Source organism: Parabacteroides sp. FAFU027 (genome assembly GCF_022808675.1).
GTDB lineage: Bacteria > Bacteroidota > Bacteroidia > Bacteroidales > UBA7332 > CAXXIC01.
This window is the reverse complement of sequence record NZ_JAKZKV010000010.1, coordinates 80710-95087: the sequence shown is the minus strand read 5'-3', so window position 1 is coordinate 95087 and position 14378 is coordinate 80710. Positions and strand designations below refer to the sequence as shown.

The following is a 14378-nucleotide window of genomic DNA, read 5'->3' as shown; positions in this document are numbered from 1 at the left end:
AGTCATGAAATATACAGAGTTTCTATCCGATTGCTTTGATGAATTGACAAAGAAGCAAGATGAGTTCAAAAAAAGATTTGATTTGAATTCATACTCAAATTGGTTTTATGACCAAGCGAGTGGCCTCTTGACATTTTCAACTGAAACAACCGAAATAAACTTCAGATATATCGCTGTCGGAACATTCTCTACAAAATCAAATACATGGAAATGGTCATGGGATAATGATAACACATTACCTAAAGTAAAGAAGAAAATGGAACTTGTACTCGAATTTGGCAAACAACATGGTTTTGAAAAACTTACAACTGGGCTCATTGACAGCGAAGAGAATGAAGGCTGGGAGTTTACGGCAATTGCATGCAAATTGCTTAATGGTATAGGAGCATATAGACCTGTCAGTAATAACCTACAGATTTTTATGGTTATTTCTGAACTTGTTGACAATCTTCAAGCTAAGGAAGAAAAAGACAAGTATGTTGATTGTGAAAATCATGAACGAAAAAGGAGAGCATTCGTTTGCAAGCATTTGAATAAAAGAAAGAAAACTGGATTCCATGAATCATTTGAAACTCTCGAAAACATGGAATTTGAATACGAAGATGATGATTTTCAAGCTTGGTGTGATGCTTGTGAGAAAGTTAGACTAAAGAACGATGGCTGGAATGCTAAAGCCATGAAATTTGCAGGGATAAAAATCGTTTGTGAGAAGTGCTATTTTGAGATTAAAGAAGCAAATAGATAAACACTCGCCTCAATTGACTTAAAGCATTGCTTCCCTACAGATGGTAAAACAATTTTCATTTTCCTAAATATGAAAACAAAACACATATTCCCCCTCCTTCTCGCCCTATTGATTGCAACATTTACCTCCTGCAACCCGGCGAAAACAAATAAAACGGCTGATAAAAGCGAAAAAACGCGCACTCACCTGCGCTATGCCCGCGGTTTCACGGTGCAATATTTCGATAACTATACCGAGGTGAAGGTGCGCAACCCGTGGGATACCACGAAAATCCTCCAAACCTACATTCTGGTGGACAGGGATGCAGAGAAACCCGCCCATCTGCCCGAAGGCGTGGTGGTAAAGACCCCGATCCAGACCATAGCTGTATGTACCGCCGTGCATGCGGGCATTCTTAAGCAACTGGGCAAGGTGGATAACATCGTGGCAGTGTGCGAACCGGAATTTATCGACCTGCAAGAGATCAAAGACGGTCTTGCTAAAGGAAGTATCATTAACCTCGGACTGGCTACGGCCATTGACCTGGAACAATTGATCGCGGCATCGCCCGAAGCGCTGATTGTTTCACCGTTTGAAAACAGCAGCTACGGACGGTTTGAGAAGACGGGCGTGCCGGTGGTGATTGATGCGTCATATATGGAGGAATCGCCGCTCGGTCGCGCGGAATGGATTAAGTTTGAAGCCCTTTTCACCGGTGAAGAGAAGCGTGCGGAAGAGATTTTCTCCAAAATAGAGGCCAAATACAACAAACTTGCGGCGTTGGCCCGACAGGAAAAAGACAAACCGACGGTATTCACCGAAAAGAAATACGGTCAGGTGTGGTATGTACCGGGAGGAAACAGCTACATGGGACGCTTCCTTGCGGATGCAGGGGCTGATTACCTCTGGGCGGATTCTCGTAACGCGGGTTCGACACCCCTCTCCTTCGAAACAGTCTATGCCAAAGCGGAAAAAGCGCAATACTGGCTCATCAAATACAACGATGCGAAGGGTGAACTCACCTACCCGCTCCTGCAAAAGGATTACGAACTGTACAAACAGTTTGATGCATTCAGAAATAAAAATGTCTTTGCCTGCAACAGTGCCAAAACACCTTTCTACGAAGAGGGACCGATGGAACCGGACGTGATACTGGCAGATCTGGTGAAGATATTCCACCCGGAACTGTTGCCGGATTACCAACCGAAATATTATTTCAAAATAAAATAACGATTATCCCAAAACCTCCAAGGTTTTAAAAACCTTGGAGGTTTAACCGAATAACAACCAATGAAAAAAATCATCCTCGTCACAGGCGGACAGCGTTCCGGTAAAAGCAGTTACGCGCAAAACCTGGCCCTGTCTTTATCGGAAAATCCCGTCTATCTCGCGACCTCGGCCATCTGGGACGACGAACACCGCGAACGCATCGAGCGTCATAAGCGCGACCGCGGCCCCGAATGGACCAACATCGAAGAAGAGAAAGAGCTGCAAAACATCAATGTAACCGGCCGCGTGGTCGTGATAGACTGCGTAACGCTCTGGTGTACCAACTTCTTCACAGAGACAAATGGCGACGTGGAACAATCTTTATCTTCCGTCAAAAAAAACTTCGAAGCCTTTATCAATCAGGAAGCTGTCTTTATCTTTGTAACCAACGAAATCGGGCTGGGAGGCACTTCTCCTAATGATTTGCAACGTCGCTTTACAGATTTAATCGGTTGGACCAACCAGTTTATAGCCAAACATTGTGATGAAGTGGTGATGCTGGTATCTGGGATTCCATTAATGGTAAAATAGAGAGCTTTCACCACACCTGATTAAAGACTGCAACACCTCGGACGACGACTGCATGAGTAAGGACGACGACTGCAAGAGCAAGAATGACGACTGCAAGAGCAAGGATGACGACTGCAAGAGCAAGGACGACGACTGCAAGAGCAAGGATGACGACTGCAAGAGCAAGGATGACAACTGCAAGAGCAAGGATGACGACTGCAAGAGCAAGGATGACGACTGCAAGAGCAAGGACGACGACTGCAAGAGCAAGGACGACGACTGCAAGAGCAAGAATGACGACTGCAAGAGCAAGGATGACGACTGAAGGAAATATCTTCAGAATAAAACAACACCGAAACAACGCATTGCCAGAAAGCAATAAAAACATAACGCGTATGAACAAGCATTCATTCAAAATCGAAAAACCCTGCAAAGAGATTGCGACTCAGTTGCAGGACAAAATTGACAACCTAACCAAACCGAAAGGTTCGCTGGGTCGTCTGGAAGAGATGGCCGTACAGATCGGAACCATCCAGCAAACCCTCACTCCCACCATTACCAACCCGCAAAATATCATCTACGGGGGTGACCACGGCATCGCCGCCGAAGGAATCAGCTTCTCCCCGCCCGAAATCACACCGCAAATGGTCTTCAACTTCATCGAAGGGGGCGCGGGAATCAACTTCTTTGCCCGTCAGCACGGCATCGGAATGAAAGTGGTGGACTCGGGGATTAATTACGATTTTGAACCCATGTCTGAACTGATTGACCTCAAGGTACGAAAAGGTACGCGCAACTATTTGCACGAAGCGGCCATGACCGAAGAGGAGTTTAATCTCTGCCTGGAACGGGGTGCCAGCGTCATAGAGATGTGTCACCGCGAAGGGACGAACCTCGTCAGCTTCGGGGAGATGGGTATCGGCAACACATCATCATCTTCCATGTGGATGGCTTGCCTGACAGGTATCGAACTGGAGAAATGCGTGGGCGCGGGAAGCGGCTTCGACAGCGAAGGGGTGAAACGCAAATACCGCATCCTCAAAGCAGCGCTCGATAACTACAAAGGTGATGGTTCAGACCTCGACTACATCCGCTATTTCGGCGGTTACGAGATGGTGATGGCGGTGGGCGGCATGCTCAAAGCGGCTGAACTAAAAATGGTGATCCTCATCGACGGATTTATCATGACCAACTGCATCCTGGCGGCATCGCGCATCTGTCCGGAGGTGCTGGAATACGCTATCTTCACCCACCAGGGCGACGAAGCGGGCCACAAAATGCTTCTGGACTTCCTCGGTGCCAAACCGTTGATTAACTTCGGCCTCCGACTGGGTGAAGGTTCGGGTGCGCTCTGCGCCTATCCGTTGATAGAATCGGCTGTGCGCATGATTAACGAGATGAGCTCGTGGCAAAAGGCTAGTGTGACTAAGTATTTTTAAGGGGAGGCCTTCCTTCAATATATATGCATTTAAATCAATAACTTATCATTACACAAAAATGGCATCAGTTAAAATAAGAATCGATTATTATGACCAAGAACAAAAAGGTCTAATACAAAACAATTTCCCAAAAGACTTTGATGTCATTGAAAAAATAGCTGGGAAAACAATTAGCATTCCACTTGAAGACTTTAAAACATATGCTTTCTTTAGACATAAGCACTCTTTAAATGGGAAAGAAAGCTCTTTTATTGATTTGAAAGAAATGGCCCAGAATTGGGGACATTATGATCTATATTTGGAACTTGATGAAAGAGGTGCTTTAATAAACAAATTTCCTGGTGAAATCATTGAAGCAAACGATGTATCTGAAATGATAGGAATTGCAGGTGGCTTATCTGTAGCAAGTACACTGTATGGCTTCACGCAAGCAGATTGGACCAAAATACCAATTAGTAAACACAAAGATTTTGACTTTAATAGAATCTCTTCATTAGAAGAACGCTTCATTAATATTGAAACAAAGGGAAGTATAATTCCTGACAACTCAAAAAAAAGTAGTTCAGTTTCAAATCACAAGAATAGTATTATTGGAAAAAAACTAGATCCCAAATTCATCAATAGACGTCCTATCTCAAATAATACCAATATTGGTATTATAACTGTTGCTGACAGAAATCATAACTTACAAGCATGGTTAGTTGATCCTCCTATCAGAAGTTTTGATATTTCTCCTAAAAAAACGAGGTTATTGAAAAGACTATATTTCTATCATTCAATAATTCGATATATTACAGAAAGATCTCATTTAACCATTGCGTTAGCTGATAGAATAAAAGCGATTGAAAATACGAATGACTATATGCATTTAAATAAAGTACCTCTTGTCAATGGGGGGTTTAATAAAATTGAATTATCGGAAAGCTTTGTCAACTTTAAAGCGTATAATCTCGAAAAAGAAATATTAGGTAACACATACTCCTATGATTCTCATATATTCTTTTTGGGAATATCAAAAGATATTGTAGATATAATCATCAGTCAAGATTTTAATAGAATCTTGGAAATTAAAACCGTACCATTTACTCAGAGTTTGATCTTGGACTGCAAAAAATCAAAAAATGAATGGAGAAAGTCTGATATGAAGGATTCTTTAAACATTACATTATCTTCAAACTTAAAAGACACTCAGTATATTCATTTTAAAATGAAAACTGACATACTTCAAAGTACTTCTGGATTATGCATTGGAAGACAAAAATTATAAATCGCATGTATCCCTTCTCTCTCCTCGCCGCCATCACCTTCTTTACCCGCATTCCCTTATGGAAACTCGTGGAAATCCCCGGAGAAGCCTTCCGCAAAATCATCGGATACTGGCCATTGACCGGATGGATTACAGGAGGAATCACGGGACTGACATTGTGGGGATCCTCTTTTCTGGTCCCACCGGTGGTAGCCGTGATACTGGCATTCGTTGTTCGACTGTTACTGACGGGAGCTTTCCACGAAGACGGACTGGGAGATTTCTTCGATGGTTTCGGTGGCGGGCGGACCAAAGACGACATCCTGCGCATCATGAAAGATTCGCACGTGGGCAGCTACGCCCTGATCGGGATTGTGGTCTATTACCTGTTGCTGGTCAATCTGCTGGCCTCCGTCCCGGCAAAGACTGCCATGCTATTAATCTTCTCCGCCGATCCATTATCCAAGATGCTCACGGCACTGATGATCAACTACCTCCCCTACGCCCGCAAAGAGAGCGAAAGCAAGGCAAAAACCATTTACGATAAACTGACATTTATCGGGATAATTGGAGTATTGGTATTCGGATTATTACCGATGGTATTGTTTCTACCGGTGAAGCTTTGGTGTGCCGGAATATTGTCACTGGCGATGATGGCATTTATCTATCTCTACATCAAAAAGAAGATACAGGGTTATACGGGAGACATCTGCGGAGCAACAACGCTGCTTTGCGAGGTGATGTTTTATCTGGGGGCGGTAGGATTGCTGAATAGCTTATAAAGGAATCACAAACAACTCCTGCATAATTGCGAGAAGCTGCGTTTTTACCATCTCCATATCGAGGGGGAGCCCCAGTTCGTTTTGCAGGGAGGTCACCCCTTTATCGATAAAGCCACAAGGATGAATGAGAGAGAAATAGGAAAGGTCGGTATTGACATTCAACGCAAAACCATGCATGGTCACATAACGGCTACTGCGTACTCCAATGGCACAAATCTTGCGCGTGCGTTGGGGATTGTCGGTGTCAAGCCAGACTCCGGTAGCCGACTCCAACCGCTCGCCTTTTAATCCGTACAGAGCAAGCAGACGGATAATAGACTCTTCAAGTAACATGATGTATTGTTTCAGCCCGAGATGGAACTGTTCGAGGTCGAAGATGGGATAACCGACTATCTGGCCGGGACCGTGGAAGGTCACATCGCCTCCCCGATCAATCTCGTAGAAAGCGACACCCCGTTGCGCCAACCGTTCACCGGTAAAGAGCAGATTGGCTTTGTCCCCGCTTTTACCGATAGTAATCACCGGAGGATGTTCGCAAAATATCAGAGTGTTCTGTGCTTTTCCAGCCGCAAGTTTAGCTGAGACGGCAGCATCGAAGATCTCTTTCTGCCTGTCCCACGCTTCCCGGTAATCGGTCGTTCTCCAATCCCGGAAGTCGAATGCTTCACTATGCTGAATATCTGATGACACGGTTAAATATCGGATTAATCGTTTTTCTTCCTTTTGTGTTTATCCAGAAAATCAATCTTACCCATGTGCGGCATCTGGCGAACAATCTGTTCCCGACGCTTCCGGATATAAGCAGAAGGATGTGCTGAATTGAATCGAATAGGATTAGGTAAAGTGGCGGCAATAGTAGCAGCTTCTGATGAGGTTAAATCCTTAGCTGACTTATCAAAATGAAGTTGGGCCACGCTCTCTGCACCATAGATTCCATCCCCCATCTCGATAGAGTTGAGATAAACCTCCATGATGCGCTCTTTCCCCCACACAAATTCAATCAATACGGTAAAATATACCTCAAAGCCTTTGCGGATAAAGGAGCTGGTCGGCCAAAGGAAGACGTTTTTAGCTGTCTGTTGGGAAATGGTACTGGCTCCACGAGCTTTCTTGCGACGTTTATTCTCAGCAACGGCTTTCTCAATCTGGTTGAAGTCAAAACCGTGGTGTTTCATAAAAAGATTATCTTCGGATGCAATCACTGCACGGGGCAGTTTCGGAGAAATATCTTCGAGCGGCACCCATTTGTGATGCAGTTTCGGAGCCTCACCATCGGCCATCTGCTGAAATACACGGATAAACATCAACGGTGTAAAATATACCGGCACCACCCGATAGACCAAAACCATCAGGATTGATGAAGCGAAGAAAAGGATAATCAGATTTCTGATCCAACGAAAAATAAACATAGCAGTTAAAGGAACCACGCCCTATTTTCAAGGGAAAACGTGTTTATTTATAAGGTTATACATAAATAGCCTTTGAAAGAAAAGGCTATCTTATTTTTCAAAAAAGTTTTTCAAAACCGTCAACGTTTCGGCTTTTGCCTTTTCCAGATCGTCATTGACAATCACCACATCAAACTGAGAAGCAAAACCCAGCTCAAACTCAGCGCGGTCAATACGTGAATCAATCACCTCTGCGGCATCAGTGTTACGAAATACCAACCGATTACGCAGCTCCTCAATGCTTGGAGGTTGAATGAATACAGATAAAGCACGCTCACCGTAATACTTCTTGATATTGACTCCACCCAATACATCCACATCGAAAACGACATGATGTCCGTCATTCAGGATGCGATCCACTTCTGACTTTAACGTACCGTAATAGCGGTCGGTATATACCTCTTCATATTCGAGAAATTCACCGGCAGCAATCTTTGTACGAAACTCTTCGGGAGAAAGGAAATAGTATTCTACGCCGTGCTGCTCCGTACCCCGCGGCTCACGGCTGGTTGCCGAAATGGAGAACGCAAGATTCAGGTTCTGCGTGAGTAGATAGTTGATTATGGTTGATTTCCCGGAACCGGATGGTGCGGAAAAGATGACGATTTTTGAATTCATATTATATTACCACTAAGACACTAAGGGCACAAAGTTTCACTAAGAAATGAAGATCATTAAAGCACATTCAATACTTGTTCCTTGATTTGTTCCAATTCATCCTTCATACGAACAACAATCTTCTGCATCTCAGCATGATTGGATTTGGAACCCAAGGTATTAATCTCGCGGCCAATCTCCTGGCTGATAAAGCCCAGTTTCTTACCCTGACCGTGAGTGTGATCCATAGTCTCGAGGAAATATTTCAGGTGATGAGCAAGACGGTGCTTCTCTTCGTTGACATCCAGCTTTTCGATGTAGAAAATCAGCTCCTGCTCAAAACGGTTGCGGTCATAATCTACATTCTCCAACTTGGCAAGACCTTCTGCAAGACGGGTTTTAACGCGTTCGATGCGCTCCCCTTCGTAGTTATCCACCTCTTTGAGCAAAGAAGAGATAGCTTCGATCTTTTGTCCCAACAAGGTTTGGAGTCCAGCTCCTTCTTGCTTGCGGAAATCAATCAACTGCTTCGCGGCTCTGACAATTGCATCATGCACGCCTTTCCATTCCTCTTCATCCAGCTCCTGAATCTCGGTCTTAAGCGCTTCAGGCAGGCGAAGTACCACTGAAAACCAATCAGCAGGCAGGGCAACACCGCTGTTTTCAGCAATATTCGATATCTGTTTGATATAGCTATCCACAACCGACGCATTGATTTGAGTCGAACTCTCTTTGCCCAGATTTTCAATGTAAATGGAGAAATCTACCTTTCCCCGCTCGATCAACTGCGAAAGCTCGTTGCGGATTTCCATCTCTTTCTCCCGATAGAGACCGGGAATACGGGTTGACAAATCCAATTGTTTACTGTTTAAAGACTTAACCTCAACGGTAACACGTTTTGTGGGAAACTCGGCAACCGCTTTGCCGAAACCAGTCATGGATAGAATCATTGTGCTATCATAATTTGTTTAAAAGTAGGTGCAAAAGTAGTTTTTATAGTTCACTAAACCGATACTAACGGCAAAAAAATATATCTTTGCAATCCGTTCGACTAAAGAATGCCGGACAATAACTTCCCGTCATCCCTTTTGGGAACAAAACTAAAGTAACTTATCACGTTGTAAGAAAGCCCCATGGCAGTTATATTGAATATTGAAACTTCTACGCCAGTCTGCTCGGTAGCATTATCCAAAGACGGCGCCGTTATTTTCAACCAACAGGACAACGAAGGTCCTTCACATACCGAAAAGTTGGGCGTATTTGTACAGGAAGCCCTTGATTTTGCCAAAGCTCACGAGCTGAAGCTCGATGCAGTGGCAGTCAGTTGCGGACCGGGTTCCTATACCGGATTGCGCATCGGTGTTTCCACCGCTAAAGGTCTTTGCTACGGGCTGAACATCCCGCTGATTGCCATTCCTACGCTGAAGGTGATGGCTTGTGCATTGTTGTTTGACCCGTCAACCGATGAAGAAGCCTTGCTTTGCCCGATGATTGACGCCCGCCGGATGGAAGTATTTGCAACCATCTATGACCGTTCTTTGGCCGAAGTTAAACCAACTTCAGCAGATATCATTGATGAAAATTCATACCTTGAATATCTTGAAAAGGGAAAAGTAATTTTCTTCGGAAATGGCGCTGATAAATGCCGTTCGACCATTACGCATCCGAATGCCATCTTTGTCAGCGGCATCGATCCATTAGCTAGCAACATGATGGCACTGGCCGAGATTGATTTTCGGAAAGAAAACTTTGTAGATGTCGCCTATTTCGAGCCATTTTACCTGAAAGAATTTGTGGCTACAACTCCAAAGAATAAAGTGTTTTAAAAAGGGAAACATATCCCTCAATCCTTCACCCCCTCATTCCCTAATAAAATGGAATACTTCACTCAACTCAAAAAACTGGTATTGCCCGAATACGGACGTAATATCCAAAACATGGTGGATCATGCCCTGACTATCGAAGACAGAGCAGAACGCACCCGTTGTGCCAATACCATCATTAACCTGATGGGAAATATGTTTCCACACCTGCGCAATGTTGAGGACTTCAAATACAAACTCTGGGACCACCTTGCCATTATGGCCGATTTCAAACTGGACATTGACTATCCGTACGAAATCGTAAAAAAGGAAAACCTTTATACACACCCTGATAACGCTCCATACAAAACCAGCCGCATCAGATACCGCCATTACGGATTGGTTATTGAAACCATGATCAAAAAGATTGATGATTATCCGGAAGGTTCACGCGAGCGCGAGGAGCTGATCAAACTAATCGTCAACCACATGAAGAAATCTTTCATTGCCTGGAATAAAGACAATGTGGAAGACCAGAAAATTCTGGAGGATTTCTGCGATTATACCGGTGGAAAAATACAGGTTACTCCTGAACTCATGAAATTGATGGAATCGAAAGAAGCTTTCGTACGCCGTAACAAAGTCAACATCAAACGTCAGGGAAAATAGATTTGAAAATGTGAGGATTTGAGAATCTGAAATTAAATTCCCCACCTTAAGCAAAATACAAGCTAATAACATAATAGTCACTCAACGATAAACATGGGATCATTTATTATTGAAGGCGGACACCGTCTGCACGGCTCCATTACTCCTCAGGGAGCTAAAAACGAAGCATTACAGATTATTTGTGCAACCCTTCTGACACCGGAAGAGGTGATCGTCCATAACATTCCGAACATTCTCGATATCAACAATCTGATTCAGCTGTTACGCGAAATGGGGGTCAAAGTCTCCAAAATGGGAGAAAACACCTACAGTTTCAAAGCAGACAACGTTGACCTCAACTACCTGAAATCAGATGAATTCCTAAAAAAAAGTGCCTCATTGCGCGGTTCGGTCATGATTATCGGACCATTGGTTGCCCGCTTCGGCTCAGCACTTATCCCCAAACCGGGTGGTGACAAGATTGGCCGTCGCCGTCTGGACACCCACTTCATTGGTATCCAGAAACTGGGAGCTGATTTTAACTACGATTCTACCCGCCAGATATACGAAATCAAAGCCGATAAGCTGAAAGGAACTTACATGTTGCTCGATGAGGCTTCTGTAACCGGTACTGCCAACATCGTGATGGCAGCTGTATTGGCCGAAGGTAAAACCACTATCTACAATGCAGCCTGTGAGCCTTACCTGCAACAGCTTTGCAAAATGCTGAATGCTATGGGTGCCAATATCGAAGGTATCGGCTCAAATCTGCTGACCATCGAAGGTGTAGAATCGTTGTGGGGATGTGAACATACGATTCTTCCTGATATGATTGAGATCGGTAGCTTCATCGGTATGGCTGCCATGACCGGCTCTGAACTGACTATCAAAAACGTCTCCTACCCTGATTTGGGCATGATTCCGGACAGCTTCCGCCGTCTGGGTATTCAAATGGAACTGCAAGGTGACGATATCCATATTCCTCAGCAGGACTGTTATACGATTGATACCTTTATCGACGGTTCTATCCTGACGGTTGCCGATGCACCCTGGCCGGGATTAACACCGGACTTGTTGAGCGTATTTCTGGTCGTAGCTACCCAGGCTAAAGGCAGCGTGCTGATTCACCAGAAGATGTTCGAAAGCCGTCTCTTCTTCGTAGATAAATTAATCGACATGGGCGCTCAGATTATCCTTTGCGATCCGCACCGTGCTACCGTAATCGGAAATGCTAAAACGAATCCTCTTCGTGCAGCCACCATGTCCTCACCGGATATCCGTGCAGGAATTGCACTGTTGATTGCTGCCATGTCTGCTGAAGGCATCAGCACCATCCATAACATTGACCAGATTGACCGTGGTTACCAGGATATTGACAAACGATTAAATGCATTGGGTGCTAAGATTACCCGATTGTAATACTCAAGTGCCACATAAAAAAGAAACCGCCTATCGGACTTGCTTGTCTGATAGGCGGTTTTTCTTTTATATAATCACATTCACATGCGAAACTTAAACAATGGACTGCGTAACCTGTACAATGCATTCCGACAGTCGCACAGTGACTAAAGTCATCGATACAGTCCCATGCAACGGTTGCACATTGACCTCCGTCACTGACACAATGGCAAAAATCAATTACACAGTGGGCTTCGCACATGACACAATGGCATACGACACCTAAACAATAGCATCCGACGGTCAAACAATGACTTCCGTCAGTGAAACATTGGCATCCGTCACTCAAACAATGACTTCCGTCAGGCAAACAATGACATCCGAAGGTTAAGCAATGGGAGTGAAAAAAGCCCGACTGCATTCACAAATCGGGCAAAAATATTGATAGCTACCTATTGAATTAAAGCTTGATTGTATAAAGGTTGAATGACTGAGGAGCCAATTCCACCTGCAAAGCATTTCCTGAAACAGAAATCTCTTTGGTAGCCGGAACTACAGTGTTTGGTTTATCCAAAGTATTCTCAGCATCTATATTATCAGATGTAAGAATGGTGTGCGTACCTTTTCTTTCAGCTGCTTTCAGACCATTAAGCGTGAATTTCACTTTACGAACCTCTTTCGACGTATTGGCTATTTTCACAATGATCTCCATTTTGTTTTTATCCAAAGCTGTAGAAGCGTAAAGACCGTCCTGACCAGCCAAAGGTCCATTGTTGTATGTAGTGGTCAATACGTTGGTACCAACATTCATACCGTAAAGCTGCTGTACGTAGTAGTTTACACTCTTAACGCTCTTCAGGTTATCGAACCAGATAAGGTCCGGGCGCCATTGCCATGCATCAACATGAGCAAACAACGGTGCATAAGTACACATTTTTACCACATCAGCATTACGCTCAAATCCGGTCATGAAAGCTGATTCGCACAAAGCTCCCTCGAAGTCGTTCTTTTTGTTTTTCGGATGGCAAGCGTATTCTCCTGCAAAAACTTTTGGAGCTTTGCGATCGTAATTATCATAGCGTTTAGCATTATCGAGGAACCACTGCGGATCTTTGTAGTAATGTTCATCTACCAAATCAGCTTTCAGTCGTTTCATCTCTTTCCAGCCAAAATCAAAGTCTTTACCGTCAGGACTTGGACCGGCAGTTCCGATGACATTGATGTTCGGGTATTTAGCACGAATCGCTTTGAGGAATGGCTCCAGACGTTCCGGATAAAGTGGCCCCCACTGTTCGTTACCGATTGCGATGAATTTCAGGTTAAATGGCGCCGGGTGTCCCATATCGGTACGCACTTTTCCCCATTTAGAAGTTGAAGGACCATTAGCAAACTCGATCAAATCCAATGCATCCTGGATGAAAGGTTGCAGCTTATCTACTGCACAGTTTTCGTTAGGATCGTGGTTTTCAAACTGGCAGGAAAGTCCGCAGCTCAAAACCGGAAGCGGTTCTGCACCAATATCTTCACTTAACTGGAAATATTCGTAGAAACCAAGACCGTATGACTGATAGTAATCGAAGTATTTTTTATCTCCGAAAGTATAATTCCAACGGTTGATGTTGGTTGGGCGATTTTCAACGGCTCCGATGGTGTTTTTCCACTGATAACGGGTAGCCAAGTTAGTGCCCTCTACGATACAACCGCCAGGGAAACGGAAGATTCCGGGATGCAGGTCAGCCAACGCCTGAGCAAGGTCTTCACGCATACCATTTTCACGTCCTTTGAATGTTTTGGAAGGGAAAAGCGAGATATGATCCAAATCAACCACTCCTTTGTTCACCAAAGTCAAACGCAGTTTGCTGTGCGCATCAGTTGATCTTGATTTCAGCTCTACAGAATACTTTTTCCATTCCTTACCGGAAAATTCCACCTCTGTAGATGCCATTATGTCACTATGCGAATTAACCAATTGAACTCTCAGCTTAACCGGCGCTTCGACACAACGGGCATATACAGAGAATTTGTAAGTCTCATCGGCTTTAATCCCCATACCTTTGGCAAAGCCTTCATTTTCCAAGCCACTTCCGGTAAGCTCTTTGTCGTAGCTGATCTGTACATAGTTCGGATTTTTGTCAAAGCAAGGATTGGTATTCATCACTTTTACGTTTCCGAAAGGCAACCAACCGACCAGGTTGTGATCGAATTCAAACGAACGGTTTTTCACCAACTCGGCGTACAAACCACCATCAGCTCCGAAGTTGATGTCTTCGAAGAAGATACCGTACATTGTTTTCTGAATCGGCGAACCCACTTTTTTGGTATCGACCTGTACATTGTACTCCTGAGCATTTACCTGCTGGAAACCCAGCAATGTAGAGAATGCAAGCGATGCCGTGAGGCACGTCTTTTTGAGATTGTGTTTCATGTGTGTCTATTTTAAATCAGATTTATCTGTAAAACGTGTTCGCAAATTTAACATAAAAGATTTTACCCTGAACAACTATTCGTTCAGATT

15 protein-coding genes are annotated in these 14378 nt (G+C 44.1%); 9 read left to right on the top strand and 6 right to left on the bottom strand.

Annotation, left to right across the window (positions count from 1 at the left end; all coding sequences use genetic code 11):
- Nucleotides 1–4 precede the first annotated feature (4 nt).
- The 3 genes from MLE17_RS14630 (at nucleotide 5) to MLE17_RS14620 (ending at nucleotide 2524) form a co-directional block, all read left to right on the top strand.
- Nucleotides 5–745 (top strand): DUF6882 domain-containing protein, encoded by a 741-nt coding sequence (locus MLE17_RS14630; RefSeq protein ID WP_243349459.1) that lies wholly within the window; start codon nucleotides 5–7, stop codon nucleotides 743–745.
- Between the two features lie 69 nt (nucleotides 746–814).
- Nucleotides 815–1954: an ABC transporter substrate-binding protein gene (locus MLE17_RS14625; protein WP_243349458.1), complete on the top strand. Its 1140-nt coding sequence runs from the start codon at nucleotides 815–817 to the stop codon at nucleotides 1952–1954.
- 60 nt (nucleotides 1955–2014) lie between these two features.
- The gene (locus MLE17_RS14620) at nucleotides 2015–2524 is read left to right on the top strand and encodes a bifunctional adenosylcobinamide kinase/adenosylcobinamide-phosphate guanylyltransferase (RefSeq protein ID WP_243349457.1); all 510 of its coding nucleotides are present in this window, start codon (nucleotides 2015–2017) and stop codon (nucleotides 2522–2524) included.
- A gap of 7 nt (nucleotides 2525–2531) precedes the next feature.
- Here the strand turns inward: MLE17_RS14620 and MLE17_RS14615 are convergent, their stop codons facing one another.
- On the bottom strand, nucleotides 2532–2891 hold the full coding sequence (locus MLE17_RS14615; protein WP_243349456.1) for a hypothetical protein: 360 nt from the start codon (nucleotides 2889–2891) through the stop codon (nucleotides 2532–2534).
- Between the two features lie 7 nt (nucleotides 2892–2898).
- On the opposite strand from MLE17_RS14615, the gene cobT reads away from it, so the two are divergent.
- Genes cobT through MLE17_RS14600 form a run of 3 tightly spaced genes read left to right on the top strand, consistent with a single transcriptional unit; the run spans nucleotide 2899 to nucleotide 5970 of the window.
- Nucleotides 2899–3942 (top strand): nicotinate-nucleotide--dimethylbenzimidazole phosphoribosyltransferase, encoded by a 1044-nt coding sequence (gene cobT, locus MLE17_RS14610; protein ID WP_243349455.1) that lies wholly within the window; start codon nucleotides 2899–2901, stop codon nucleotides 3940–3942.
- A gap of 58 nt (nucleotides 3943–4000) precedes the next feature.
- Nucleotides 4001–5209, top strand: coding sequence for a hypothetical protein (locus MLE17_RS14605; protein WP_243349454.1), 1209 nt, complete (start codon nucleotides 4001–4003; stop codon nucleotides 5207–5209).
- Nucleotides 5210–5214: 5 nt separating this feature from the next.
- Nucleotides 5215–5970 (top strand): adenosylcobinamide-GDP ribazoletransferase, encoded by a 756-nt coding sequence (locus tag MLE17_RS14600; RefSeq protein WP_243349453.1) that lies wholly within the window; start codon nucleotides 5215–5217, stop codon nucleotides 5968–5970.
- Here MLE17_RS14600 and lipB read toward each other — a convergent pair.
- From lipB to MLE17_RS14580, 4 genes are all read right to left on the bottom strand, one after another.
- On the bottom strand, nucleotides 5965–6660 hold the full coding sequence (gene lipB / locus MLE17_RS14595) for a lipoyl(octanoyl) transferase LipB (RefSeq protein WP_243349452.1): 696 nt from the start codon (nucleotides 6658–6660) through the stop codon (nucleotides 5965–5967). The two genes, MLE17_RS14600 and lipB, sit on opposite strands and share 6 nt — an antisense overlap.
- A gap of 14 nt (nucleotides 6661–6674) precedes the next feature.
- Nucleotides 6675–7379, bottom strand: coding sequence for a monofunctional biosynthetic peptidoglycan transglycosylase (mtgA, locus tag MLE17_RS14590; RefSeq protein WP_243349451.1), 705 nt, complete (start codon nucleotides 7377–7379; stop codon nucleotides 6675–6677).
- A 90-nt stretch (nucleotides 7380–7469) separates the two neighbouring features.
- On the bottom strand, nucleotides 7470–8036 hold the full coding sequence (gmk, locus tag MLE17_RS14585) for a guanylate kinase (protein ID WP_243349450.1): 567 nt from the start codon (nucleotides 8034–8036) through the stop codon (nucleotides 7470–7472).
- Between the two features lie 56 nt (nucleotides 8037–8092).
- On the bottom strand, nucleotides 8093–8965 hold the full coding sequence (locus tag MLE17_RS14580) for a YicC/YloC family endoribonuclease (protein WP_243349449.1): 873 nt from the start codon (nucleotides 8963–8965) through the stop codon (nucleotides 8093–8095).
- Between the two features lie 183 nt (nucleotides 8966–9148).
- Here MLE17_RS14580 and tsaB point away from each other — a divergent pair, with 183 nt between their 5' ends.
- The 3 genes from tsaB (at nucleotide 9149) to murA (ending at nucleotide 11884) form a co-directional block, all read left to right on the top strand.
- A complete protein-coding gene (tsaB, locus tag MLE17_RS14575) occupies nucleotides 9149–9841 on the top strand; it encodes a tRNA (adenosine(37)-N6)-threonylcarbamoyltransferase complex dimerization subunit type 1 TsaB (RefSeq protein WP_243349448.1) in 693 nt (230 codons plus the stop codon).
- Between the two features lie 48 nt (nucleotides 9842–9889).
- Nucleotides 9890–10486 (top strand): DUF4290 domain-containing protein, encoded by a 597-nt coding sequence (locus MLE17_RS14570; RefSeq protein WP_243349447.1) that lies wholly within the window; start codon nucleotides 9890–9892, stop codon nucleotides 10484–10486.
- A 93-nt stretch (nucleotides 10487–10579) separates the two neighbouring features.
- Nucleotides 10580–11884, top strand: a complete 1305-nt coding sequence (murA, locus tag MLE17_RS14565; RefSeq protein ID WP_243349446.1) for a UDP-N-acetylglucosamine 1-carboxyvinyltransferase — start codon at nucleotides 10580–10582, stop codon at nucleotides 11882–11884.
- A 439-nt stretch (nucleotides 11885–12323) separates the two neighbouring features.
- Here the strand turns inward: murA and MLE17_RS14560 are convergent, their stop codons facing one another.
- The gene (locus tag MLE17_RS14560; RefSeq protein ID WP_243349445.1) at nucleotides 12324–14288 is read right to left on the bottom strand and encodes an alpha-L-arabinofuranosidase C-terminal domain-containing protein; all 1965 of its coding nucleotides are present in this window, start codon (nucleotides 14286–14288) and stop codon (nucleotides 12324–12326) included.
- Between the last annotated feature and the right edge of the window lie 90 nt (nucleotides 14289–14378).